Below are 22,068 nucleotides of genomic sequence, written 5' to 3' on the forward strand. Positions count from 1 at the left end.
ACGTGTCGTACCTAGGCCCGGAGTTCGATCCGCCCCAGCCGCGCCGGTCCCGGCGCCGCCCGCTGACCGTGGCGCTCGCCGTGCTGGTGCCCGGCGCGCTGCTCGGGTGGGTGGCGTACGAGGCGGTGGGCGGCGGGGGCGGGGCCGCCGCGGCCCCGGGCGCCCGCGGCGGCTCCGCCGTGTCGTCCCCGGCGCCGTCGTCGCCGTCGGCCCCGTCCGCTTCTCCCGCGGACGGCGGCACGCGGGCCTCGGGGCCGGCGCCCGCGGACGGTCCGCTGAAGGGCAAGGTCGTCGTCGTCGACCCGGGGCACAACCCGGGCAACTTCCAGCACCCGGACGAGATCAACCGCAAGGTGGACATCGGGACGAACTGGAAGGAGTGCGACACCACCGGGACGTCCACCAACGACGGTTACACGGAGGCCCGGTTCAGCCTCGACGTCGCCCACCGGCTGCGCACGCTGCTGGAGCAGCAGGGCGCCACGGTGAAGCTCACCCATGACGGCGACAGCCCGGCGTGGGGGCCGTGTGTGGACGAGCGGGCCCGGATCGGCAACGCCGCGCACGCGGACGCGGCCGTCTCCATCCACGCCGACGGCTCCGCCGAAGGCGACCGGGGCTTCCACGTCATCCTGCCGGGATCGGTGCACGCCGGTGCCGCCGACACCCGGCCGATCGTCGACTCCTCGCACGACCTCGGTACCCGCATCGCCGGAACCTTCCTGCGCGACACCGGTGAGCCGCCGTCCAACTACCTCGGCGAAGGTACCGGTCTCGTCACACGTACGGACCTGGGCGGTCTCAATCTGTCAACGGTTCCCAAGGTGTTCATCGAGTGCGGCAACATGCGCGATAGCAAGGACGCGGCACTGCTGACCAGCGGAGCCTGGCGGCAGAAGGCCGCGCAAGGGATCTCTGAGGGAATCGTGAGTTTCCTGCGCGCGTCCTGACCGGCGGGCGGAACCGGCCGGACAGGCGGATCTTGCGGACGGTAGTGTCTACCGACGACGAGACGACTTACGAAGGACCTTTGAAGTGAATATCCGCTCCCTCACTAGAGGCGACGGCGCGGTGATCGGAGCAGCGGTGGTGCTGTTCATCGCGTCGTTCCTCACCTTCCAGAGCTACTCCTTTTTCGGCAGCTCAGCCAGCGGGAACGCATGGGACAACCTGGGCATTGGCCTGGGCATCTACATGGGCGCGGTGATCGGGGCCGTCCTCATCGTCGTCAACCGCTGTCTGCCGCAGCAGCGCAAGGTGCTCGGCCTCGACCTCGGCCAGGCCGGCACCGCGTTCGCGGTCCTGGCGGCCTGGTCGCTGCTGTGGTCGCTGATCGACACCCCGGACGGCGCGGACGTCGGCGCGGGCCTCGTCCTCGGCTTCATCGCCGCTCTCGTCCTCGCGGGCGCCGCCATCGCCACCCCCCTGGTCCCGGCCCTCCAGGCCGAGCTGCTCCCGGCCCCCAAGCCGGTCGCCCCGCAGCCCTACGGCGCCCAGCCGCCCGGCGGTTACGGCTACCCGGGCGCTCCGGCCCAGCCCTACGGCGGCCAGCCGCAGGCCGGGCAGCCGTTCGGGCAGCAGCCGCAGGGCGGTCCGGCGCCGGCGGAGCAGCCGGCCGCGGCCCAGCCGGCCCCCGCGGACTTCTCGCCGTTCTGGTTCGCCGTTCCGGTCGCCCGTCCGCTCTTCGCGGAGGACGGCTCGCCGACCCCGATCGCCGAACTGGCGCCGGGCACCTGGTACCTGGCCGTCGAGCAGCGCGGTGCCGCGCTGGTCGCGCAGACCCAGGACGGCCGCCGCGGCGTGCTCCAGGACACCTCCGGCATCCAGCGCGGCTGACCGCCCGCACCCGCCGCAGCGACGGCCCCTCGCCCTTCCGGGTGAGGGGCCGTTGTCGTAGAGTCGGCTCCCGACCGGTGAACTGACGGACCGTCAGGAGGCAGGGGATGCGGCTGGGTCTCGCACTCGGGTACTGGGGACGCGGCCCGGACGCCGGTCATGTGCCGCTCGCCCAGGAGGCGGAACGGCTCGGCTACGACTCCGTGTGGACGGCGGAGTCCTGGGGGTCGGACGCCTTCACCCCGCTCACCTGGATCGCCGCGCGGACCTCGACGATCAGGCTGGGTACGGCGGTCGCCCAGATGGCCGCGCGTTCGCCGGCCACCACCGCGATGCACGCGCTCACCCTGGACCACCTCTCCGGCGGGCGGATGATGCTCGGGCTCGGCCTGTCCGGGCCGCAGGTGGTGGAGGGGTGGTACGGCCGCCCGTTCCCGAAGTCGCCGCTGACCGCGACCCGGGAGTACGTGGACGTCGTACGGCAGGTGCTGCGGCGCGAGGCGCCGGTGGAGGTGGACGGGCGGTTCCATCCGCTGCCCTACCGGGGCCCGGACGGCACCGGGCTCGGCAAGCCGCTGAAGCCGATCACGCATCCGCTGCGGGCCGACCTCCCCGTGCTGCTCGGCGCCGAGGGGCCCGGGAACGTGGCGCAGACGGTCCGGATCGCCGACGGCTGGCTGCCGCTGTACTGGTCGCCGAGCCGGCCCGGGGCGTACGGGGACGTGGTGCGCAAGGTGCCGGAGGGGTTCATGGTGGCTCCGCTGGCCCGGGTGAAGGTGTGCGACGACGTGGCCGAGGGGCTGCTGCCCGTGAAGGCCATGCTCGGCTTCTACATCGGCGGGATGGGCCACGCCTCCCGCAACTTCCACGCCGACCTCATGGCGCGCATGGGGTACGAGGAGGAGGCGCGGCGGATCCAGGAGCTGTTCCTCGCGGGCCGGCGGGAGGAGGCGGTACAGGCCGTACCGGACGCCTTCGCCGACGAGATCTCGCTCGTCGGGCCGCGTGAACGCATCGCCGAGCGGCTGGAGTTGTGGCGGGCGGGCCCGGTGACGGACCTGCTGGCCCTCTCACCGGACCCGCACACGCTGCGCGTGCTCGCGGAGCTGAACTCCTAGCAGGACGAAACGCCCTAGCTGCCCTTGGCGAGCTGGGACGCCGAGGGGACCTGGTCCTTGACCGGGGCGCCCGCGCTCGCGCCCGCGTGTTTGACGTCGCCGATGACGTCGTTGAAGGAGGAGGCCGCGTCGGTGTCACCGTTGCGCAGCTTGGACGGCAGGTTCTTCAGGGCGTCGATGCCGGCACCGAGCGGCGCCAGCGCCTTGGCGAGCGCCGGGTCGCCCTGCGCGTTCTTCTGGGCCGCCTTGAGCCGGTTGTAGGCGAAGGCACCGGCGAGGCCCGCCTTCACCAGCGCCGTCTTGCGGCCCTTGGCGCCCTTCTTGAACGCGCCGGCCTTCCAGGGCTTCACGATCCACTGGTAGGTGGCGCCGGCCGCGAGACCGGCGTCGACCACGAAGCGCGTCTTGGCGAACTTGCGTCGCTGCGCGGAGGTGGTCGGGCTGGGGGTCCCGGCGGGGACGGCCTCGACCGCCGCGGCGTCCGTCGTACTGGTCTTCTCGACGGTCTTCTCGCTGCTGCCGCAGGCGGTGGAGCCGGCCAGCAGGGCGCAGCACAGCGTGAGCGCCACGCACAGGCGCCGTATCGGTACGGGCACGGAAGTCCTCCGGAGGTGTCCTCCCCGAGCGATCTGCTTCCTCCGGCAGCCTCACCCGTGACCGCGGGTTCCGCCACTCGGCGGCGGCCGACCGGGTTTCACCGTCCCGCGCCCGGCAATCCGGAAGGTATGTCCCCTCGATATCGCAACGGCACGAATCAGGCCGGGACGGTCATCGCGGTCGTCGCCGACATCATGGCCCTGATCCTCGGCCTGTGGATCCTGATGTACCTGCTGGACGCGAACCGGGCCAACAGCCTGGTCCAGTTCGTCCACGACGCCGCCGCCTGGCTGGCGGGCTGGTCGCACGACCTGTTCACGTTCAACGAGGCCTGGGCCCGGGTGGTCGCCGGTTACGGCCTGGCCGCGGTCGTGTACCTGTTCGTGGGCCACGCCGTCGCCAACCGCATGCACCGGCACTGAAGCCCCGGGCTATCCGCAGCAGTCGGGGTCCAGGCCGGCCGGCAGGTGTTCGCCGCCGAAGACCGCGCAGGTCGCCTCGTGGCCGCCCAGGGCGGCGACCGCCAGCAGCAGGGAGCCGGCCGTCCAGGTGGTGAGCTCCTGCGGCCAGATCGCGTCGTCCTCGAAGACGTAGCCCGTCCAGTACAGGCCGCTCCCGGGATCGCGCAGATGCTGGATGGACTGCAGGATCGCCAGGGCGCGGTCCGACTCCCCCACCGCCCACAGGGCCAGGGCGAGTTCGCTGGACTCGCCGCCGGTGACCCAGGGGTTGGGCACCACGCAGCGCACGCCGGCGCCGGGCACGACGAACCGGTCCCAGGACTCCTCGATGCGGGCCTTGGCCTCCGCGCCGGTCAGCGCGCCGCCGAGGACCGGGTAGTACCAGTCCATCGAGTAGCGCTCCTTGTCCAGGAAGCGCTCCGGGTGGCGGCGGATCGCGTGGCGGAGTCCCCCGACCGCCAACTCCCAGTCCGGCTGCGGCTCTTCGCGCTGCTCGGCGATGGCGAGCGCGCAGCGCAGCGCGTGGTGGATCGAGGAGCTGCCGGTGAGCAGGGCGTCCGCGGTGGGCGTGCCGTCGTCCTCGCGGCGCCAGCCGATCTGACCGCCGGGCTGCTGGAGTCCGAGCACCCACTCCATGGCCGCGTAGACGGTCGGCCACATGCGGTCCAGGAAGGTGTCGTCGCCGGTGGACAGGTAGTGGTGCCACACGCCCACGGCCACGTAGGCGACGAAGTTGGACTCGCGGGCGCGGTCGGTGACGTCGTCGTGGGCGCCGTCGGCGTAGGCGGCGTACCAGGAGCCGTCCTCGTTCTGGTGCCGGGCCAGCCAGTCGTAGGCCCGCTCGGCGGCCTCGTGCTCGCCGGCCGCGTCCAGGGCCATCGCGGCCTCGGTGTGGTCCCACGGGTCCAGGTGGTGCCCGCGGAACCACGGGATGGCACCGTCCTCCCGCTGTACGGCGAGGATGCCGGCGACGGTCGCGGCGGCCTGCTCGGCGGTGAGGACCCCGGGCAGGACGAGGTGTTCTGTCCGGGGGGTGGTCACTTGGCGGCCACCTCGGCGGACAGACGCGGCAGGTGCGGCTTGGTCGCGTAGACCACGAAGCTCTTGCCGATCAGCGGGTTCAGCGCCTGCTCGGCGACCCGGGTGGCGAGCGGCTTCTTCATGATGTCCCAGACGAGCAGCTTGTGGTACGCCCGCACCGGCAGCGCCTTGTCGTTGTCGACGCCGAACGCGCACTTGAGCCACCAGTACGGCGAGTGCAGCGCGTGCGCGTGATGGCTGCCGTACGGCTTCAGACCGGCTTCCCTGATCTTCGCCACCAGCTCGTCGGCCTTGTAGATGCGGATGTGGCCGCCCTCGACCTCGTGGTAGGCGTCGGACAGCGCCCAGCAGACCTTCTCCGGGCCGTAGCGCGGCACGGTGACGGCGATGCGGCCGCCCGGCCTGAGCACGCGGACCATCTCGGCGAGCACGCCCTTGTCGTCGGGGATGTGCTCCATCACCTCGGAGATGATGACGACGTCGAAGGACTCGTCCGGGAAGGGCAGGGCCAGCGCGTCGCCCTCCATGGCGGTGGCGGTGGCGCCCTCCGGCGCCTCCCCGGCCTCCTTCATCGCCGCGAACCACTTGGCGACCTCGCGGATCTCCTCGCCGTTCTGGTCGAGGGCCACGACCTGGGCGCCGCGCCGGTAGCACTCGAAGGCGTGCCGGCCGGCCCCGCAGCCGAGGTCCAGGACGCGGTCGCCGGGGGCGAGCGGGAACCGGGAGAAGTCGACGGTCAGCACGTGGCCCTGCTTTCGGGGTAGACGCCGGTGTCACTCGTCGAGGTCGCGGACGCGACCTTCGCCGAGGTCACGGAAGCAACACTCGGTGGGGCCGCGGAGCGGCCGGGTATCGGTGCCGTGGCGCGGCCGGGTACCGGTCCCGCGGAGCGGGCGATGGCCTCGCGGTAGTGGGCCACGGTTCCCTCCGCGGCGCGGGCCCAGGTGAAGTGCCGCAGCACCCGCTCACGGCCCGCGCGGCCGAGCCGCACCCTCAGCTCACGGTCGCCCAGCAGCCGGCCGAGACCGGCGGCCAGCGCTCCCGCGTCGCCCGGCGGTACGGCCAGGCAGGTCTCGCCGTCGCGGCCGGCGACCTCGGGAATCGCGCCGCCGGTCGTGGCGAGAAGCGGGGTGCCGGTGGCCATGGCCTCGGCGGCGGGCAGGGAGAAGCCCTCGTACAGCGAGGGCACGCAGGCGACCTCGGCCGAGCGGATCAGGCCGACCAGTTCGGCGTCGGAGATGCCCTTGACGAACTCGACGGCGCCGTCGAGGCCGTACCGCTCGATCGCCGCGGCGACCGGCCCCTCCTCGGGGCGCTTGCCGACGACGACGAGATGGGCGGCCGGGTGCTCGGTGCGCACCTTGGCCAGCGCCTCCACCAGGAACACCAGCCCCTTGAGCGGGACGTCGGCGCTGGAGGTGGTGACGATCCGGCCCGGGACCTCGGGCACGGCCGGATTCGGCGCGAACAGATCGGTGTCGGCGCCGATGTGGACGACGTGGACGCGGTCGTCGCGGACGCCGAGGTGGTCCACGATCTCCTGCCGGGAGCTGCCGGAGACGGTGAGGACCGAGGGCAGCCGGCGCGCGACGCGCTTCTGCATGCGGGTGAAGGCGTACCAGCGGCGCACCGAGTAGCGCCGCTGCCAGCCCTGCGCCGCGTCCAGTTCCAGCTGCCGGTCGACGGTGATGGGGTGGTGGATCGTGGTGACCAGGGGGGCGCCGATGTCGCCGAGCAGGCCGTAGCCGAGGGTCTGGTTGTCGTGGACGACGTCGAACGCACCGCGCCGGGCGCGCAGATGGCGACGGGCGCGCAGCGAGAAGGTCAGCGGCTCGGGGAAGCCGCCGGTCCACATCGTCGCGACTTCCAGGGCGTCGATCCAGTCCCGGTACTCGTCGCGCCCGGGGGTGCGGAAGGGGTCGGGCTGGCGGTAGAGGTCGAGGCTGGGCAGTTCGGTCAGGGTGAGTCCGGGACAGCCCTCGTCGAGGACGGGGTACGGCTGGGAGCCGATGACCTCGACGCGGTGGCCGAGCCGGGTCAGCTCGCGCGAGAGGTGCCGGACGTAGACGCCCTGGCCGCCGCAGAACGGGTTCCCTTTATAGGTGAGGAGCGCGATGTCGAGCGGTCGCTCGCCGTCGGCTGCGGGCTCCTCCTGGGCACCCGCATCCCGGGCCTCAGCGGTCACTCCGTGCCCCCTTCTGCCTGCACTGTCCCGCGAGACTACGACGGGACGCTAATCTAGAACAAGTTTCAGACTTGATCGTTCAAGAGGCTCTGAATCTACCGGCAGGTAGGGGCACTGTGAGCAGTGGATCAGGTGATTCGCGCCACGGCGCGTCGCCCTGCCATGCTGTCTGATCACGTGCCCCACAGACGCCTTCACCGACTGTCACGGAACGGGACCCATGCCTGCGGACATGCCTGCGGAATCCAAGGCTGAAGCCAGGGCGGAAGCCAGTACGGTCCGGCCCTCGTCGTCGCTCACCGAGCGCCAGGAGGCCCGCCGCCGCCGGATCCTGCACGCGAGCGCCCAACTGGCCAGCCGGGGCGGTTTCGACGCCGTACAGATGCGCGAGGTGGCGGAGTCCTCCCAGGTCGCCCTGGGCACCCTCTACCGCTACTTCCCGTCCAAGGTGCACCTGCTGGTCGCCACCATGCAGGACCAGCTGGAGCACATGCACGGCACACTGCGCAAGAAGCCGCCCACGGGTGACACGGCCGCCGAGCGGGTGGCGGAGACCCTGATGCGGGCCTTCCGCGCGCTCCAGCGCGAGCCGCACCTGGCCGACGCGATGGTCCGCGCGCTGACCTTCGCCGACCGCAGTGTCTCGCCGGAGGTCGACCAGGTCTCCCGCCAGACCACCCTGATCATCCTGGACGCGATGGGCCTCGACGACCCCACGCCCGAGCAGCTCTCGGCGGTCCGGGTCATCGAGCACACCTGGCACTCGGCCCTGATCACCTGGCTCTCGGGCCGCGCCTCCATCGCCCAGGTGAAGATCGACATCGAGACGGTGTGCCGCCTGATAGACCTGACGGAACCCGGCACCCGTCCGTGATCACCGCCGCGTACGGCGGTTCCCCGCCGCTCACCAGGTGGAGCGAGCCCGGCGAGGACGAACCGCGCCCTTGACGACGGGGCCTAGTCCTCCGGCGGGAACACCGCCTCCCCGCTCTCCAGCAGGGTGATCAGGATGGCCTCCACCGGACAGCCCTCGGCCGCCTCCAGGACGGGTTCGCCGGCGTCGGTGTCCGCCTCCACCGGGTGGGACTGGCGGGCGGAGTCGAGGCGGAAGGCCTGCGGGGCGTGGTGGAGGCACTGGGCCGAGCCGATGCACAGCGAGCGGTCGACCTCGACGTGCCAGCGGTCGCCCATGCTCACGCCCCCGCCGGCAGGTGGATCATCTTGTGTTCGAGGTACGCGCCGAAGCCCTCGGGGCCGAACTCCCGGCCCAGACCGGAGTTCTTGTAACCGCCGAACGGGCCCAGCATGTCCAGGCTGAAGGTGTTGACCGAGTAGGTGCCGGTGCGGACCTGCCGGGCGACCTCGATGCCGTGCTCGGTGTCGGCCGTCCACACGCTGCCGGACAGGCCGTAGTCGGAGTCGTTGGCGATCTTCACGGCCTCGGGTTCGTCGTCGTACGGCAGCAGGCAGATGACCGGGCCGAAGATCTCCTCGCGGGCGATCCGCATGGCGTTGTCCACGTCCCCGAAGAGGGTCGGCTCGACGTACCAGCCGCGGTCGAGGCCCGCCGGACGGCCGCCGCCGGTGAGGATCTTGGCGCCCTCCTCCTGGCCGATGCGGATGTAGTCGAGGCTGCGGCGCTGCTGCCGCCGGGCGACCAGGGGGCCGACCTGGGTCGCCGGGTCCAGCGGGTCGCCGACCCTCAGCGCGCTCGCGGCCGCCGCGAAAGCGTCGGCGAACTCGTCGTAGCGGGCGCGCGGCAGGAGGATGCGGGTCTGGGCCACGCAGGCCTGCCCGTTGTTCATCCAGGCCGCCGGGACGATCCCCGACACCGCCGCCTCGACGTCCGCGTCCGGCAGGACGACCGCCGCCGACTTTCCGCCCAGTTCGAGTGTGACCCGGGTGAGGTTGCGGGCGGCGACCTCCATCACCCGCTTGCCGGCCGCGACCGAGCCGGTGAAGGAGACCTTGTCGATGCCGGGGTGTCCGACCAGGTACTCGCTGACCTCGCGGTCGGCGGGCAGGATGGAGAGCACGCCCTCGGGCAGCCCGGCCTCGCGGGCGATCCCACCGAGGAGATAGGCGTCCAGCGGGGACTCGGGCGACGGCTTGAGTACGACCGTGCAGCCGGCCAGCAGCGCGGGGGCGAGCTTGGCGGCGGCGACGAACTGCGGGACGTTCCAGGGGACCACGGCGGCGACGACACCGACCGGCTCCCGGCGGACGAGGATCGGGCCGAGGACGCCGTCCCTGCGCTCCTCGCAGCTGTGGTCCCGCGCGACCCTGATCGCCGCGTCCCACACCATCATCGCGCCGAGCGCCTGGGCGAGGACGCTCCAGGAGTACGGGGAGCCGTTCTGCGCGGAGATCACCCGGGCGATCTCCTCGTGCCGGGCGGCGATGGCGTCCTTGATCCGGGCGACGACCTCGATCCGCTCCTCCGGCGTGGCCCGCGGCCACGGCCCCTCGTCGAAGGCGCGGCGCGCGACGGCCACGGCCCGGTCCACGTCCTGCCGCGACGCGTGCGGCACCCGGCCGATGACCTCCTCGGTGTGCGGGGAGACCACCTCGATGACGTCGTCGCCCAGGGGCTCGGTCAACTCCCCGCCGATGAACAGCTGTCCGTGTTCCACGAGCTCGGTCATGCCCGGCACCCTTTCTGACGCTGTTTCAGAACTGATACCAGTTCTAGTTATCATGGGCAATGGCCGTGGGCCGGAGGGGCGGAGGACCGATGACGAAGACGTTCGATCACGGTGGGGGCGTACGGTCCGTGGCGGTCCCCATCCCCGGCAACCCCCTCGGCCACACACTGGTGTACGTGGTGGACACCGGCCGCGGTCCCGTGCTGGTCGACACCGGCTGGGACGATCCCGCGTCCTGGGAGACGCTCGTGGCCGGACTGGCCGACTGCGGTACGGCGGTTGCGGAGGTGTACGGCGTCGTCATCACGCATCACCATCCGGACCACCACGGGCTGTCGGCCAGGGTGCGCGAGGCCTCCGGCGCCTGGGTGGCGATGCACGCGGCCGACACCGCGGTCGTCCGGCGCACCCGGGAGGCCCCGCCGGAGCGCTGGTTCACCTACATGAGCGCCAAACTCGCGGCGGCCGGCGCCCCGGAGGAACACCTGGCACCGCTGCGCACCCCCCGCGCCCTGCCCGGCCCCTCCCCCGCCCTCCCGGACCGGGAGGTCGTCCCCGGCGAACTCCTCGACCTGCCCGGACGCAGACTGCGCGCGATCTGGACCCCGGGGCACACACCGGGCCACGTCTGCCTGCACCTGGAGGAGGAGCACCCCGCCCACCTGACGGGCCGCGGGCGGCTGTTCAGCGGCGACCACCTGCTCCCGCGGATCACCCCGCACATCGGCCTGTACGAGGACCCCGACGACGCGACCGTGACCGACCCCCTCGGCGACTACCTCGACTCCCTGGAGCGGATCGGCCGGCTCGCCCCCGCCGAGGTCCTGCCCGCACACCAGCACGCCTTCACCGACGCGCCCGGCCGGGTACGGGAGCTGCTCGACCACCACGAGGAGCGCCTGGCCGGCCTGCTCGTCCTGCTCGCGGAGCCGCTCACCCCCTGGCAGCTCGCCGAGCGCATGGAGTGGAACCGCCCCTGGGCCGAGATCCCCTACGGCTCGCGGAACATCGCGGTCTCGGAGGCCGAGTCCCATCTGCGCCGCCTGGTGAAGCTGGGCCGCGCGGAGCCGGTGGCGGGCAGCGAGCCGGTGACGTACCTCGCGGTGTGATCCGGTCGCCTCCCGCGGGGCGGCCCTGATGGACAGGCGCATGGACCCGTTGCCCGGCCTCGTCGCCCAGCACGCCTGTGAGCGCCTGATCACCGACTTCGTCCACCGGCTCGACCTCGGTGAACCGGCCTCGGTGGCCGAGCTGTTCACCGAGGACGGCAGCTGGGAGTGGCCCCCGCCGGGGGACGGGCGCCGGATCGAGGGCCGCCAGGCGCTGCGGGCGTACTTCGGCTCCCGCCCCGCCGACCGTCTCTCGCGCCGCCTGATGTCCAACGTCCTGGTCACGGTGACCGGCCGGACCACGGCCAGGGCCGTGTCGTACTTCTCGACGTACCGCGTCGACGGATACGCGGGCGGCATGGTCCCCGCCGGGCCACCCGTCCAGGTGGGGCACTACGAGGACACCTTCCGCCGGGTCGACGACAGCTGGCTGATCGCCTCCCGCACGCTGCGCCTGCCCTTCGCCGGCGACACCCCGACGGTCAGCTGAGCGGTGTCGGGGGCCGGTTGGGGTCAGCCGAGTCCCGCTCCGCCGTAATGATCATCTCGGCCAGGTCGGCGAGCGTGGCGAGCTGCCGGGCGTTCATCTGCGGGGCGCGGGCGGCGAGCCGGACGAGACCGCTCTCGCGCAGCCGCACCAACGGGTCCGACTCGGCCTCCAGACCCTGCAGCACCGGCCGCAACGCCTCCTGCAGCGCCTCCGGTTCGTCGGCGGTGAAGAATCCGGCGGGCAGGCCGAAGAAGCGGCGCAGCCGGTCGGTGTGCTGCAGGCCCGGCATCCCGCTCTTGCGCCATTCGCTCAGCCACTGCCGGCTGGTCCCGGCGATCCTCGCCAGCTCGTCCAGTGAGTACCGCTTGCCGTCGGGCCGGCGCCGGGTCTCGCGGATGAAGTCCAGCCGCTGGCGCACCCGTCCGGCCAGAGACGTCTCCGGTGCCCGCCCGCCGGCGAGCAGTTCGACCACGACGCTCACGGGGATGCCCGTGCGATGGGACAGGTCGGCCACGTCGAGGACTTCCGGCAGCCGGCCGGGCCTGCCGGTCAACTCGCCGAGCCGGTCCAGGACAGCGGCCAGCGAGGCGTAGGCGTCACTCACCGAGGTCCCCCCTGGGCGTGTCGTCCGTGCGGTGGCTGGGCTGACCGCGAGGCTACCCGGTCACTCGTTCGCCGACCAGACGGGACAAGACTTCCTGCAGAAGATGGCAGGAATCGTTGACAGTTGAGGGCGCGACGGGTGAGGATCACGACACAGAGAGCAAGATTCGACCCGCCCGGGTGACCTTCAGACCCGCCCCGGGTGCCGTCTATGGGGGAGCGGCATCCGGGGTGTTTCTCTGTCCCGCTCCTCCTGCGAAGGTGGTGCGCCGATGCTGCAGCCCGTCCTTCTGCTCGGGGCCGGACGGCCCGCACACGGCGGATACCCGCTGGCGCGGATCGCGGCCGTGCGCCCGGTGGTGCTGGCCGACACCTCGGCGCCCGACTGGGCGCGGCCGTTCCTGTCCGGCCATCTCGCAGCCGACCCGGCGCGCGAGACGGAGACCGCCGAAACGGCGGCGCGGTACGCCGCCCGGCACCCGTTCGCCGGCGTGCTGACCTGGAACAGGGCGCAGCTGGCCGTGGCCGCGCGGATCACCGGACGGCTCGGCCTGCCGGGCCTGCCGTACGAGACGGCCGCCGTCTGCGCCGATCCACCGGCGTTACGGGCGCTGCTGCTCCGGAACCGGGTGGTGCCCGCGGGGCCGGAGGACGCGGCGGAGCCGTTGGTGTCGGCCGAGGCCGTCGTCCTGGACGACGAGGTCCGCATCACCGCGCTGACCCGTACGACCTCGCTGGGGCACTCCGTCCACGCCCATGACCCCCTGCTGCACAACCGGTTCGTGCGGCGGACCGTGGAACGCACGGTGCGGGCGCTCGGCCTCCGGCACGCCGTCGCGCACGTGGGCCTGCGGCTGACCGAGCGCGGACCGAGGGTCACCGGTGTCTCGCCGCATCTGCCCGGCGACCTGATCCCCTGGCTCGTGGAACGGGCGACGGGGGTGGACCTGGTGGGTGCGGCACTGTCGCTCGCGTGCGGGGCGGTGCCCGAGGTGACGCCCACCCGGCAGCGGGCGGCGGCCATCCGGTTCGCCGACGGAGCCTCCCGGCGGGCGCCACGGGAGTACCGGATCGCCGAGGGCGCGGACGCGTCGGAGTGCGAGCGGGCGTTGGACGCGGCCTGAGCTCGGCGTGCGAGCGGGCGTTGGACACGGCTTGAGCACAGCCTCGCGCCCCTGGCCGACCGCGGGCTGCCGCCCGGCGGTCTCTCCGGCTCCTCATGGCCGTGACCGTGGTCACCGCCGTCCTGTGCCCACAGCCACCCCTCGGGGCGCTGAAGGCTGCCGGTAAAGTGGCGGCGTCGTCATCACACCCGTACGGGGGGAAGCCGGTGCAATTCCGGCGCTGACCCGCAACCGTCAACCGTCCCGAGGACGGTGAGCCGGACCGCCCCGCACGGCACGTTGACCGGCTTGCGTGCGTCGGCCGCCCGCCGCGCACGGCACCGTCGAGGTTTACGGAGCCGAGCCGCCCGGGGCCCGCCCGCGCGCTGCCCGGCTCCCCACAGGAGAGGCAGTCGCCGACCATGAACGTCCGCCGCAGTGCCGCGGCTCTCGCCGCCGTAGGCGTGCTGGCCGCCGCCGCGCCCGCCACGGCCGCCGGCCCGTCCCCGTCTCCGAAGGCCGCGATCCCGTCCGGGCTGTACGGCACGTCCGACCCGACCTACGACGGCGTGTGGCGCCAGTCGCTGACGCTGATCGCCCAGCGGACCCTCGGCTACCGGCCGGCCGCGAAGGCCGTGGACTGGCTCGCGGGCCAGCAGTGTGCCAGCGGTGCCTTCGCCGCCTTCCGCGCCGCCCCCGCCAAGGCGTGCGACGGCAAGGTCACGGTGGACACCAACAGCACGGCCGCCGCCGTCCAGGCCCTGAAGGCGGCCGGCGGGCACGACGACGCCGTCGGCAGGGCGGTGGCCTGGCTGAAGTCGGTGCAGAACAAGGACGGCGGCTGGAGCTACTTTCCGGGCAAGGCCAGCGACACCAACTCCACCTCCGTCGTGGTCGGCGCGCTGACCGCGGCCGGCATGAACCCGGTGGACGTGCGCAAGTCGGGCAAGTCCCCCTACGACCTGCTGGCCGCCATGTCCGTTCCCTGCGACCAGGACGGCGGCGGTGCCCTCGCCTTCCAGCCGGACAAGAACGGCAAGCCGGCCGCCAACGCCGACGCCACGGCGGCCGGGGTGCTGGGGGCGCTCGGCAAGGGATTCGTCGCGCGGGCCGGCACGGCGCCCGCGCACGCCGCCTGCACCCGGGCCGCCCACCCCACGCCCGCGCAGGTGGCGGACAACGCCGGAGCGTATCTGGCGGCGGCCGTCGCCAAGAGCGGGCACCTGCAGTCCGCGCTGCCCGGCGCCAAGGACCAGCCGGACTTCGGCAACACGGCGGACACGGTCGTCGCGCTCGCCGCGGACGGGCGCACCGAGCAGGCGAAGGCCTCGTACGCCTGGCTGGAGAAGAACGCCTCCCAGTGGGCGGCGCAGAGCGGACCGGCGGCGTACGCCCAGCTGATCCTCGCCGCGCACGCGGTCGGCGCACAGCCCGGTGACTTCGGCGGCACCAGCCTGGTCCGGTCCCTCAACGCCCTCGGCCCCGCCCCGCAGGTGGAGACCGAGCAGAAGGAGAAGACGAAGTCCGACGGCGGCTCGGGCCTCGGTGTCTGGTGGTTCGTCGGCGTCTGCCTAGTGGCGGGCATCGGCGCCGGCTTCCTGCTCAGCGGCCGGAAGAAGAAGCAGCCGTGACCGCGGTCCGCCGTGCCGCGAGCCTGCTGGGCGCCGCGCTCGTCCTGCTGGCCGGGGCCGGGCAGGCGGACGCCGCCGGCTACCGCTACTGGTCCTTCTGGGAGCGGACGGGCGGGCACTGGACGTACGCCACGCAGGGCCCGTCGACCGTCCGTCCCGACGACGGCGCCGTGGAGGGCTTCCGTTTCGCGGTGAGCGCGGACTCGGCGGACGCGAGCCGGCCCCGCGGTGCGGCGGACTTCACCACGATCTGTGCGGGGACGCCCGCCACGTCCGGTACGAAGCGGGTGGCCCTGGTCCTCGACTTCGGCACCGCCGCGGACGCGCCGTCCGGCGAGACCCCGCCGGCGCGCCGCACGGCGTGCGCGCGGGTGTCCGCCGACGCGACGACGGCCGACGCCCTGGCGGCCGTCGCACCGCCCCTGCGCTACGACACCAACGCCCTGCTGTGCGCGATCGCCGGGTATCCGGAGAAGGGGTGCGGGGAGCAGGTTTCGGTGTCCACGAGCGGGAAGTCAGCGGAGAAGAGCGGCGGTTCGGACGACGGCCCCTCGCTGGGTCTGCCCATCGGCGCGGGATTGGTCGCCGTGCTGGCGGGTGCGGCGGTGTGGCAGTACCGGCGGCGACGCGATGCATCCGCCTGACCGCCGCCTCCGCCGCGACGTGCGGGCGGTCGTCCACCCCGGCGCCTGGTGGCTGTGGTCGTTGAGCCTCGGTACCGCCGCCACCCGCACCACCAACCCCCTCCTCCTCGCTCTCCTCATATCGGCCTCCGCCTACGTCGTGGCGACCCACCGCACCCCCGCCCCCGCCTCCCACGCCTACCCGGCCTTCGCCCGGCTCGCCCTCGCCGTCCTCCTCGTCCGCCTCCTCTTCGCGGTGGCGCTCGGCTCCCCGATCCCCGGCACCCACACCCTCCTCACCCTCCCCGAAGTCCCGCTCCCGCACTGGGCGCAGGGCATCCGCCTGGGCGGCAAGGTCACCGCCGAGGCGCTCGTCTTCGCCGCCTACGACGGGCTGAAGCTGGCCACCCTGCTGATCTGCGTCGGCGCGGCGAACGCGCTCGCCAGTCCCGCCCGGCTGCTGAAATCCCTGCCCGGCGCGCTGTACGAGACCGGCGTCGCCGTGGTCGTCGCCCTCACCTTCGCCCCGCACCTCATCGCCGACGTCCAGCGCCTGCGCGCCGCCCGCCGGCTGCGCGGCCGCCCGGACCGCGGCCTGCGCGGGCTGCTGCAGGTCGGACTGCCGGTGCTGGAGGGCGCGTTGGAGCGCTCGGTCGCGCTCGCCGCCGCGATGGAGGCCCGCGGCTACGGCCGCGGTGCCGAGGTTCCCGCCCGTGTCCGCCGTACGACGGCCGCGCTCACCCTCGGCGGCCTGCTCGGCGTGTGCGCCGGGACGTACGGGCTGCTCACCGCGGAGGGCGGCACGTACGGCGTCCCGCTGCTGCTCGCCGGTGTGGCCGCCGCGCTCGCGGGCCTCAGGCTCGGCGGGCGGCGTTCGCTGCGCACCCGGTACCGGCCGGATCCGTGGGACGCGCGGGCCTGGCTGGTCGCCGGCTCCGGTGTCGCCGTGGCCGTGCTGCTCACGCTCGCCTCGACCCGCGACCCGGACTCCCTGCATCCCGGTGTCGTGCCCCTGACGGCCCCCGCCCTCCCCCTGTGGCCCGCCGCGGCGGTCCTCCTCGCCCTCCTCCCCGCCTTCGTCGTACCCCAGGCCCCCAAGGAGCCGTCGTGATCCGCTTCGAGGATGTCAGCGTGACGTACGACGGTGCGCCCGGACCCACCGTCCAGCGCGTCGGCTTCGACGTGCCGGAAGGCGAACTGGTGCTGCTCGCCGGCCCGTCCGGGGTGGGCAAGTCGACCGTGCTCGGCGCGGTGAGCGGTCTGGTGCCGCACTTCACCGGCGGCACCCTGCGCGGCCGCGTCACGGTGGCCGGCCGGGACACCCGCACCCACAAGCCGCGCGAACTCGCCGGCGTGGTCGGCACGGTGGGGCAGGATCCGCTCGCCCATTTCGTGACCGACACCGTGGAGGACGAACTCGCCTACGGCATGGAGTCGTTGGGCCTCGCCCCTGAGGTGATGCGGCGCCGGGTGGAGGAGACCCTCGACCTGCTGGGCCTCGCCGGACTGCGCGACCGTCCCCTCGCCACCCTCTCCGGCGGACAGCGGCAGCGGGTCGCGATCGGCTCGGTCCTCACCCCGCACCCCCAGGTGCTGGTCCTGGACGAGCCGACCTCGGCACTGGACCCGGCCGCGGCGGAGGAGGTCCTGGCCGTGCTCCAGCGCCTGGTGCACGACCTGGGCACGACGGTCCTGATGGCCGAGCACCGCCTGGAACGCGTGATCCAGTACGCCGACCGGGTCGTCCTCCTGCCCGGCCCCGGCGAACCCCCGGTCGCCGGCACCCCGGCGGAGGTGATGGCCGTGTCCCCCGTGTTCCCTCCGGTGGTGGACCTGGGCCGCCTGGCGGGCTGGTCCCCGCTTCCCCTGACGGTACGGGACGCCCGCCGCAGGGCCGGTGACCTGAGAGAACGCCTGGCCGCCCACGCGGCGGGCGGCACGCGTGCGAGCGCGGCGGCGGCCACACCGGGGACGGCCGCGCCCCGCGGCGGAGCCGCGGACCGGTGCGGCCCCGCGCCCCTCCGGGGCGCTTCCCGCCGCGGAAGCCGGCACCTCTTCCGGCGCCGCCCGACGCCCGCGCCCGAACCCCCGCGGACACTCGTCGCGGAGACCCGTTCCCTCTCCGTACGCCGAGCCCGCGTCGACGCCCTCCGGCACGTCGACCTGACCGTCGCCCCCGGCGAGACCATCGCCCTCATGGGCCGCAACGGTGCCGGGAAGTCCACCCTGCTCGGCTCCCTCGTCGGACTGGTCACCCCCACCTCCGGCACCGTCACCGTCGGCGGGGCCAGCCCCCACCGCACCACCCCCCGCGACCTCGTCCGGCGCGTGGGCCTCGTCCCCCAGGACCCGCGGGACCTCCTCTACGCCGACACGGTCGCCGACGAGTGCGCGGCGGCCGACCGGGACGCCGCGGCCGAGCCCGGCACCTGCCGGACCCTGGTGTCCGAGCTGCTGCCGGGGATCACGGACGACACCCACCCCCGCGACCTGTCCGAGGGCCAGTGCCTCGCGCTCGCCCTCGCCGTCGTACTGACCGCCCGGCCGCCCCTGCTGCTGCTCGACGAGCCGACGCGCGGCCTGGACTACGCGGCCAAGGCCCGCCTGGTGACCGTGCTGCGCGGACTCGCCGCCGAGGGGCACGCGATCGTGCTGGCCACGCATGACGTGGAGCTGGCGGCCGAGATCGCGCACCGGGTGGTGCTGCTCGCCGAGGGCGAGGTGATCGCCGACGGGCCGACGGCGCAGATCGTCGTCTCCTCGCCGTCCTTCGCGCCCCAGGTGACGAAGATCCTCGCACCGCAGCAGTGGCTCACCGTGGCCCAGGTGCGCGAGGCCCTCGGATGAGCGCCGCACGCCTGCACGCCGTCCGGCTCGGCCCCCGCTCGCTCGCCGCGCTGGGCCTGGTCAGCGCGGTCGGCGTGGTCGCCTTCTGCTGGCCCTTCCTCGCCCCGCCCCCCTCGCGGCTGAGCGCCCACGCGCAGGACGCGCCCTGGCTCTTCGGGGGCCTGCTGGTGCTGCTGGTCGCAGTCGTGGCGGCGACGATCTCCGAGTCGGATCTCGGGCCGAAGGCCGTGGCCATGCTGGGCGTGCTGGCCGCGACGGGGGCCGCGCTGCGCCCGATCGGCGCGGGCACGGCCGGGATCGAGCCGATGTTCTTCCTGATGGTGCTCAGCGGGCGGGTGCTGGGCCCGGGCTTCGGCTTCACGCTGGGTGCGGTGACGATGTTCGCGTCCGCCCTGCTCACGGGCGGGGTCGGGCCGTGGCTGCCGTTCCAGATGCTGTCGATGGGCTGGTTCACGATGGGCGCGGGGCTGCTGCCGGGCCCGGTGCGGCTGCGGGGGCGCGGTGAACTGCTGCTGCTGGCCGGCTACGGCTTCCTCGCCGCCTTCGCCTACGGCACGGTCATGAATCTGGCGGGCTGGCCGTTCATGGGCGCCTCCGCCTCGAACATCTCCTTCGACGGGCATGCCTCCGTCGCCGCCAACCTGGCCCGTTTCCTCGCCTACTGCCTGGCCACGTCGCTCGGCTGGGACCTGGGCCGGGCCGTCTGCACGGTGGCGCTGACCCTCGCCCTCGGGCCGGCCGTGCTGCGCGCACTGCGCCGGGCCACCCGGCGGGCCGCCTTCGAGACCGCGGTCACATTCGACGAGCGCGGTGGGTGAGCCGCCGTATCCGCCGTGTGAGCGAGTCGGTGAAGCACCCCACATGACGCAGGTCACCTACGAGGGCGGGCCGTAGTCACGAATGCCCGATATGCCCTCTCGTGCACCCCTTCTGACCTGCGCTTTGAGAGCCACGCCACACTGGTGACGATTGCCGCCGATCCGGCCACAACTAGTAAAAGGGGTCATTGCGGACCGAGTTCGGGCCTGGTTGTCTGGACGACGTCGCCAGGCGCCACGAGCCCTCAGGGCCGCGGCGCCGACGCATGCGGCCACAGCGCGTGGTCCATCCCATGCGGGCGATCCCCTGTCCCCGACGCAAGAGGTTCTCCGTGTCCGTCTCCTTCATCCGCCGCATCGCTTCCCCGAAGAAGGCCCTCACCGCCGCCGCCCTGGCCGCCGCCACCGCCGGTATGGCGCTGTCCGCGGCACCCGCCCAGGCCGCGCCCGCCTCGGCCTCCTCCGCTCAGGCGATCGCGCACAAGATGATCCCGGACGCCGCGCAGTTCAACGCGTTCAGCAAGATCGTCGAGCGGGAGAGCGGTTGGAACCCGACCGCCACCAACAGCTCCTCCGGCGCCTACGGCCTGGTCCAGGCCCTGCCGGGTTCGAAGATGTCCTCGGCCGGCTCCGACTGGAAGACCAACCCGGCCACCCAGATCAAGTGGGGCCTGGACTACATGAACTCCCGCTACGGCAGCCCGGCGAAGGCCTGGAGCTTCTGGCAGGCCAACGGCTGGTACTGAGCCGACCCCGCACAGCCCCTGAAGGCGGCGGCCCGATCCCGGGCCGCCGCCTTCGGCGTTCCCCGGCCTCCGCGGCGTGGTCAACTGGAGCGGTGAGCGCAGCGGAGGAAGCACCGGCGGCGGAGACGTACGACTCCGAGGTGCGCGGGCTGCGGCTGGTCGTCGTGCTGCTGGCCCTGGCCGTGGTGAGCGGTCTGATCGACGCCGTCAGCTATCTGGGCCTGGGCCGGGTCTTCACCGCCAACATGACCGGCAACGTGGTCGTCCTGGGCTTCGCAGCGGTCGGCGCGCCCGGCTTCTCCGTCCCGCACACGGCGACCTCGCTGGCCTGCTTCCTGCTCGGCGCGGCGGCGGGCGGCCGGGTGGCGGCCCACGCCGCAACGGGCTCCCGCCGCCGGTGGACCCGCCTGACGCTGGCCTCGGAGGCGGTCCTGGTCGGCGCCTCGGCGGCGGTGGCCTTCGCCTGGCCGGGCACCACCGGCACCCGTTACACGCTGATCGCCCTGACGGCGTTCGCGATGGGCCTGCGCAACGCGACCGTGCGCAAGCTGGGCGTCGCCGGTCTGACCACCACCACCGTCCTGACCATGACCCTGACCGGCCTGGCCGCCGAGTCCCGTCTCGGCGACGCCACCGCGCACCGCTCACCGCGCCGCACGGCCGCGGTGCTCGCCATGTTCGCCGGTGCCTGCCTGGGCGCATGGCTGGTCCTCCAGCACGGCCTGGGCATCCCGCTGCTGATCGCGGCGGTGACGCCGGGCGTGCTGGCGGTGGTGGCGTCCGGCCGGGAGTGAGGCCGCGGTCAGCCGGTGGTGACCAGGAGTTCCTTGACGCCGTTGATCCAGGCCGAGCGCAGCCGGCGCGGGGCGTCGGCGAGCCGCAGGCCCGGCATCGCGTCGGCGATCGCGTGGAAGATCAGGTCGATCTCCAGGATCGCGAGGGACTTGCCGAGGCAGTAGTGCGGGCCACCCCCGCCGAAGCCCAGGTGGGGATTGGGATCACGGGTGATGTCGAAGGCGTCGGGATCGGTGAAGACGTCGGGGTCGTGGTTGGCGGAGGCGTAGAAGAGCCCGACGCGATCGCCCTTCCCGATCCGGACCCCGCCCAGTTCGGTGTCCTGGGTGGCCGTCCGCTGGAAGGCGTTGACCGGGGTCGCCCAGCGCACGATCTCCTCGGCCGTGGTGGCCGGACGGTCCCGCTTGAAGAGGTCCCACTGGTCGGGGTGGGTGAGGAAGCCGTGCATCCCGTGCGTGATGGCGTTCCGGGTCGTCTCGTTGCCGGCCACCGCCAGCATCAGCACGAAGAAGCCGAACTCGTCGGAGTTGAGGTTGCCCTGGTCCTCCGCCGCGACGAGGGTCGTGACGATGTCCTGGGCCGGACACCGCTTCCGCTCGGCGGCCATGTTCATCGCGTAGGCGATGATCTCGGCGGCCGACTGCGCGCCGACCTCCTCGGTGACGGCGTACTCGGGATCGTCGTAGGCGATCATCTTGTTGGACCAGTCGAAGATCTTGGACCGGTCCTCCTGGGGTACGCCGATCAGCTCGGCGATGGCCTGCAGGGGCAGTTCGCAGGCGACCTCGGTGACGAAGTCGAACGGTCCGGAGCGGGCTCGGGCACCCGCGACGATGGCCTCCGCACGCACGCGGAGCCGCCGCTCCAGGGCGCGGATGGAACGTGGCGTGAAGCCGCGCTGCACTATCTGCCGCACCCGCGTATGTTCCGGAGGATCCATGTTGAGCAGGATCAGCCGCTGGGCGTCGATCGCGTCGCGCTGGATGTGCTCGTTGAAGCGGATGATCGCGGTGTTGACGGTGGAGGAGAAGAGTTCAGGGTGCGTGGAGACGTACCTGACATCCGCGTGCCGGGTGACGGCCCAGTAGCCGGCGTCGTCGAAGCCCGCGATGCCGTGCGGCTGCGGGATCCAGCGGACCGGCTCGGCGCGGCGCAGCTCGGCGAACTCGGGCAGGGGCACGCGGTGGTGCAGGAGATCGGGATCGGTGAAGTCGAACCCGTCGGGCAGCGCGGGGCAGTGCATCGGCGGCTCCCGTCGATAAGTCCTGACGGTCCATCAGCGAACTGCCGTGAACGTAATAACGGGTTCTACAACTGACAAGAGGTACGACGCCCCCAATCCGCTGCAAGACCCTTGCGGTGACGGACACCGCGTCAGCAGACTGCTGAACGGAACTAGAACGCGTACTAGTTCTGGAGG

The 22,068-nt window shown here is 73.1% G+C and carries 23 protein-coding genes; 15 read left to right on the forward strand and 8 right to left on the reverse strand.

Going from position 1 to position 22,068, the window contains the following annotated elements; translation table 11 throughout:
* Positions 1–2: 2 nt before the first annotated feature.
* The 3 genes from ABT171_RS18540 to ABT171_RS18550 all read left to right on the forward strand — a co-directional run bounded on the left by ABT171_RS18540 (position 3) and on the right by ABT171_RS18550 (position 2,954).
* A complete protein-coding gene (locus tag ABT171_RS18540; protein ID WP_351244969.1) occupies positions 3–950 on the forward strand; it encodes an N-acetylmuramoyl-L-alanine amidase in 948 nt (315 codons plus the stop codon).
* 85 nt (positions 951–1,035) lie between these two features.
* Positions 1,036–1,836, forward strand: a complete 801-nt coding sequence (locus tag ABT171_RS18545; RefSeq protein ID WP_351244971.1) for a DUF5336 domain-containing protein — start codon at positions 1,036–1,038, stop codon at positions 1,834–1,836.
* Between the two features lie 107 nt (positions 1,837–1,943).
* Positions 1,944–2,954: an LLM class F420-dependent oxidoreductase gene (locus tag ABT171_RS18550; RefSeq protein ID WP_351244973.1), complete on the forward strand. Its 1,011-nt coding sequence runs from the start codon at positions 1,944–1,946 to the stop codon at positions 2,952–2,954.
* 14 nt (positions 2,955–2,968) lie between these two features.
* Here ABT171_RS18550 and ABT171_RS18555 read toward each other — a convergent pair whose 3' ends face one another.
* Positions 2,969–3,550: a hypothetical protein gene (locus tag ABT171_RS18555; RefSeq protein ID WP_351244975.1), complete on the reverse strand. Its 582-nt coding sequence runs from the start codon at positions 3,548–3,550 to the stop codon at positions 2,969–2,971.
* Positions 3,551–3,679: 129 nt separating this feature from the next.
* Between ABT171_RS18555 and ABT171_RS18560 the strand changes: the two genes are divergently transcribed.
* Entirely contained in the window at positions 3,680–3,973 is a 294-nt protein-coding gene (locus ABT171_RS18560) for a hypothetical protein (protein WP_351244977.1), read from the forward strand.
* 9 nt (positions 3,974–3,982) lie between these two features.
* Here the strand turns inward: ABT171_RS18560 and ABT171_RS18565 are convergent, their stop codons facing one another.
* From ABT171_RS18565 to ABT171_RS18575, 3 genes are read right to left on the reverse strand one after another with little or no spacing between them, the layout of a single operon-like run.
* The gene (locus ABT171_RS18565; RefSeq protein WP_351244979.1) at positions 3,983–5,053 is read right to left on the reverse strand and encodes a prenyltransferase/squalene oxidase repeat-containing protein; all 1,071 of its coding nucleotides are present in this window, start codon (positions 5,051–5,053) and stop codon (positions 3,983–3,985) included.
* Positions 5,050–5,796, reverse strand: a complete 747-nt coding sequence (locus ABT171_RS18570) for a class I SAM-dependent methyltransferase (protein WP_351244981.1) — start codon at positions 5,794–5,796, stop codon at positions 5,050–5,052. Before ABT171_RS18570 ends, ABT171_RS18565 begins: the two co-directional genes overlap by 4 nt.
* Complete coding sequence (locus ABT171_RS18575; RefSeq protein ID WP_351244983.1) at positions 5,790–7,238, reverse strand: glycosyltransferase family 4 protein; 1,449 nt, start codon at positions 7,236–7,238, stop codon at positions 5,790–5,792. Before ABT171_RS18575 ends, ABT171_RS18570 begins: the two co-directional genes overlap by 7 nt.
* Before the next feature lie 232 nt (positions 7,239–7,470).
* Between ABT171_RS18575 and ABT171_RS18580 the strand changes: the two genes are divergently transcribed.
* On the forward strand, positions 7,471–8,112 hold the full coding sequence (locus tag ABT171_RS18580) for a TetR family transcriptional regulator (RefSeq protein WP_351244985.1): 642 nt from the start codon (positions 7,471–7,473) through the stop codon (positions 8,110–8,112).
* Positions 8,113–8,195: 83 nt separating this feature from the next.
* Here ABT171_RS18580 and ABT171_RS18585 read toward each other — a convergent pair whose 3' ends face one another.
* The gene (locus tag ABT171_RS18585) at positions 8,196–8,429 is read right to left on the reverse strand and encodes a ferredoxin (RefSeq protein WP_351245169.1); all 234 of its coding nucleotides are present in this window, start codon (positions 8,427–8,429) and stop codon (positions 8,196–8,198) included.
* Positions 8,430–8,431: 2 nt separating this feature from the next.
* Positions 8,432–9,883, reverse strand: a complete 1,452-nt coding sequence (locus tag ABT171_RS18590; protein WP_351244987.1) for an aldehyde dehydrogenase — start codon at positions 9,881–9,883, stop codon at positions 8,432–8,434.
* Positions 9,884–9,972: 89 nt separating this feature from the next.
* Here ABT171_RS18590 and ABT171_RS18595 point away from each other — a divergent pair, with 89 nt between their 5' ends.
* Positions 9,973–10,992, forward strand: a complete 1,020-nt coding sequence (locus ABT171_RS18595) for a Strvi_7410 family MBL fold metallo-hydrolase (protein ID WP_351244989.1) — start codon at positions 9,973–9,975, stop codon at positions 10,990–10,992.
* 40 nt (positions 10,993–11,032) lie between these two features.
* Positions 11,033–11,482, forward strand: a complete 450-nt coding sequence (locus tag ABT171_RS18600) for a nuclear transport factor 2 family protein (protein WP_351244991.1) — start codon at positions 11,033–11,035, stop codon at positions 11,480–11,482.
* Here the strand turns inward: ABT171_RS18600 and ABT171_RS18605 are convergent.
* Positions 11,475–12,086, reverse strand: a complete 612-nt coding sequence (locus ABT171_RS18605; protein ID WP_351244993.1) for an XRE family transcriptional regulator — start codon at positions 12,084–12,086, stop codon at positions 11,475–11,477. The genes ABT171_RS18600 and ABT171_RS18605 overlap by 8 nt on opposite strands.
* Positions 12,087–12,357: 271 nt before the next feature.
* Between ABT171_RS18605 and ABT171_RS18610 the strand changes: the two genes are divergently transcribed.
* From ABT171_RS18610 to ABT171_RS18645, 8 genes are all read left to right on the forward strand, one after another.
* Positions 12,358–13,209, forward strand: a complete 852-nt coding sequence (locus tag ABT171_RS18610; RefSeq protein ID WP_351244995.1) for an ATP-grasp domain-containing protein — start codon at positions 12,358–12,360, stop codon at positions 13,207–13,209.
* Between the two features lie 401 nt (positions 13,210–13,610).
* Positions 13,611–14,819: an SCO2321 family membrane protein gene (locus tag ABT171_RS18615; RefSeq protein ID WP_351244997.1), complete on the forward strand. Its 1,209-nt coding sequence runs from the start codon at positions 13,611–13,613 to the stop codon at positions 14,817–14,819.
* Complete coding sequence (locus ABT171_RS18620) at positions 14,816–15,463, forward strand: SCO2322 family protein (protein ID WP_351244999.1); 648 nt, start codon at positions 14,816–14,818, stop codon at positions 15,461–15,463. Before ABT171_RS18615 ends, ABT171_RS18620 begins: the two co-directional genes overlap by 4 nt.
* Positions 15,450–16,553, forward strand: coding sequence for a CbiQ family ECF transporter T component (locus ABT171_RS18625; protein WP_351245001.1), 1,104 nt, complete (start codon positions 15,450–15,452; stop codon positions 16,551–16,553). Before ABT171_RS18620 ends, ABT171_RS18625 begins: the two co-directional genes overlap by 14 nt.
* A complete protein-coding gene (locus tag ABT171_RS18630) occupies positions 16,550–18,289 on the forward strand; it encodes an ABC transporter ATP-binding protein (protein WP_351245003.1) in 1,740 nt (579 codons plus the stop codon). Before ABT171_RS18625 ends, ABT171_RS18630 begins: the two co-directional genes overlap by 4 nt.
* A complete protein-coding gene (locus ABT171_RS18635; protein ID WP_351245005.1) occupies positions 18,286–19,107 on the forward strand; it encodes an ECF transporter S component in 822 nt (273 codons plus the stop codon). The genes ABT171_RS18630 and ABT171_RS18635 overlap by 4 nt, the downstream gene beginning before the upstream one ends.
* Positions 19,108–19,439: 332 nt before the next feature.
* Positions 19,440–19,853, forward strand: coding sequence for an aggregation-promoting factor C-terminal-like domain-containing protein (locus ABT171_RS18640; protein ID WP_351245007.1), 414 nt, complete (start codon positions 19,440–19,442; stop codon positions 19,851–19,853).
* 92 nt (positions 19,854–19,945) lie between these two features.
* Entirely contained in the window at positions 19,946–20,647 is a 702-nt protein-coding gene (locus tag ABT171_RS18645) for a YoaK family protein (protein WP_351245009.1), read from the forward strand.
* A gap of 8 nt (positions 20,648–20,655) precedes the next feature.
* Here the strand turns inward: ABT171_RS18645 and ABT171_RS18650 are convergent, their stop codons facing one another.
* On the reverse strand, positions 20,656–21,891 hold the full coding sequence (locus ABT171_RS18650) for a cytochrome P450 (protein WP_351245011.1): 1,236 nt from the start codon (positions 21,889–21,891) through the stop codon (positions 20,656–20,658).
* Positions 21,892–22,068: the final 177 nt, after the last annotated feature.

This window comes from Streptomyces sp. NPDC001851, from assembly GCF_040297165.1.
Taxonomy (GTDB): domain Bacteria; phylum Actinomycetota; class Actinomycetes; order Streptomycetales; family Streptomycetaceae; genus Streptomyces.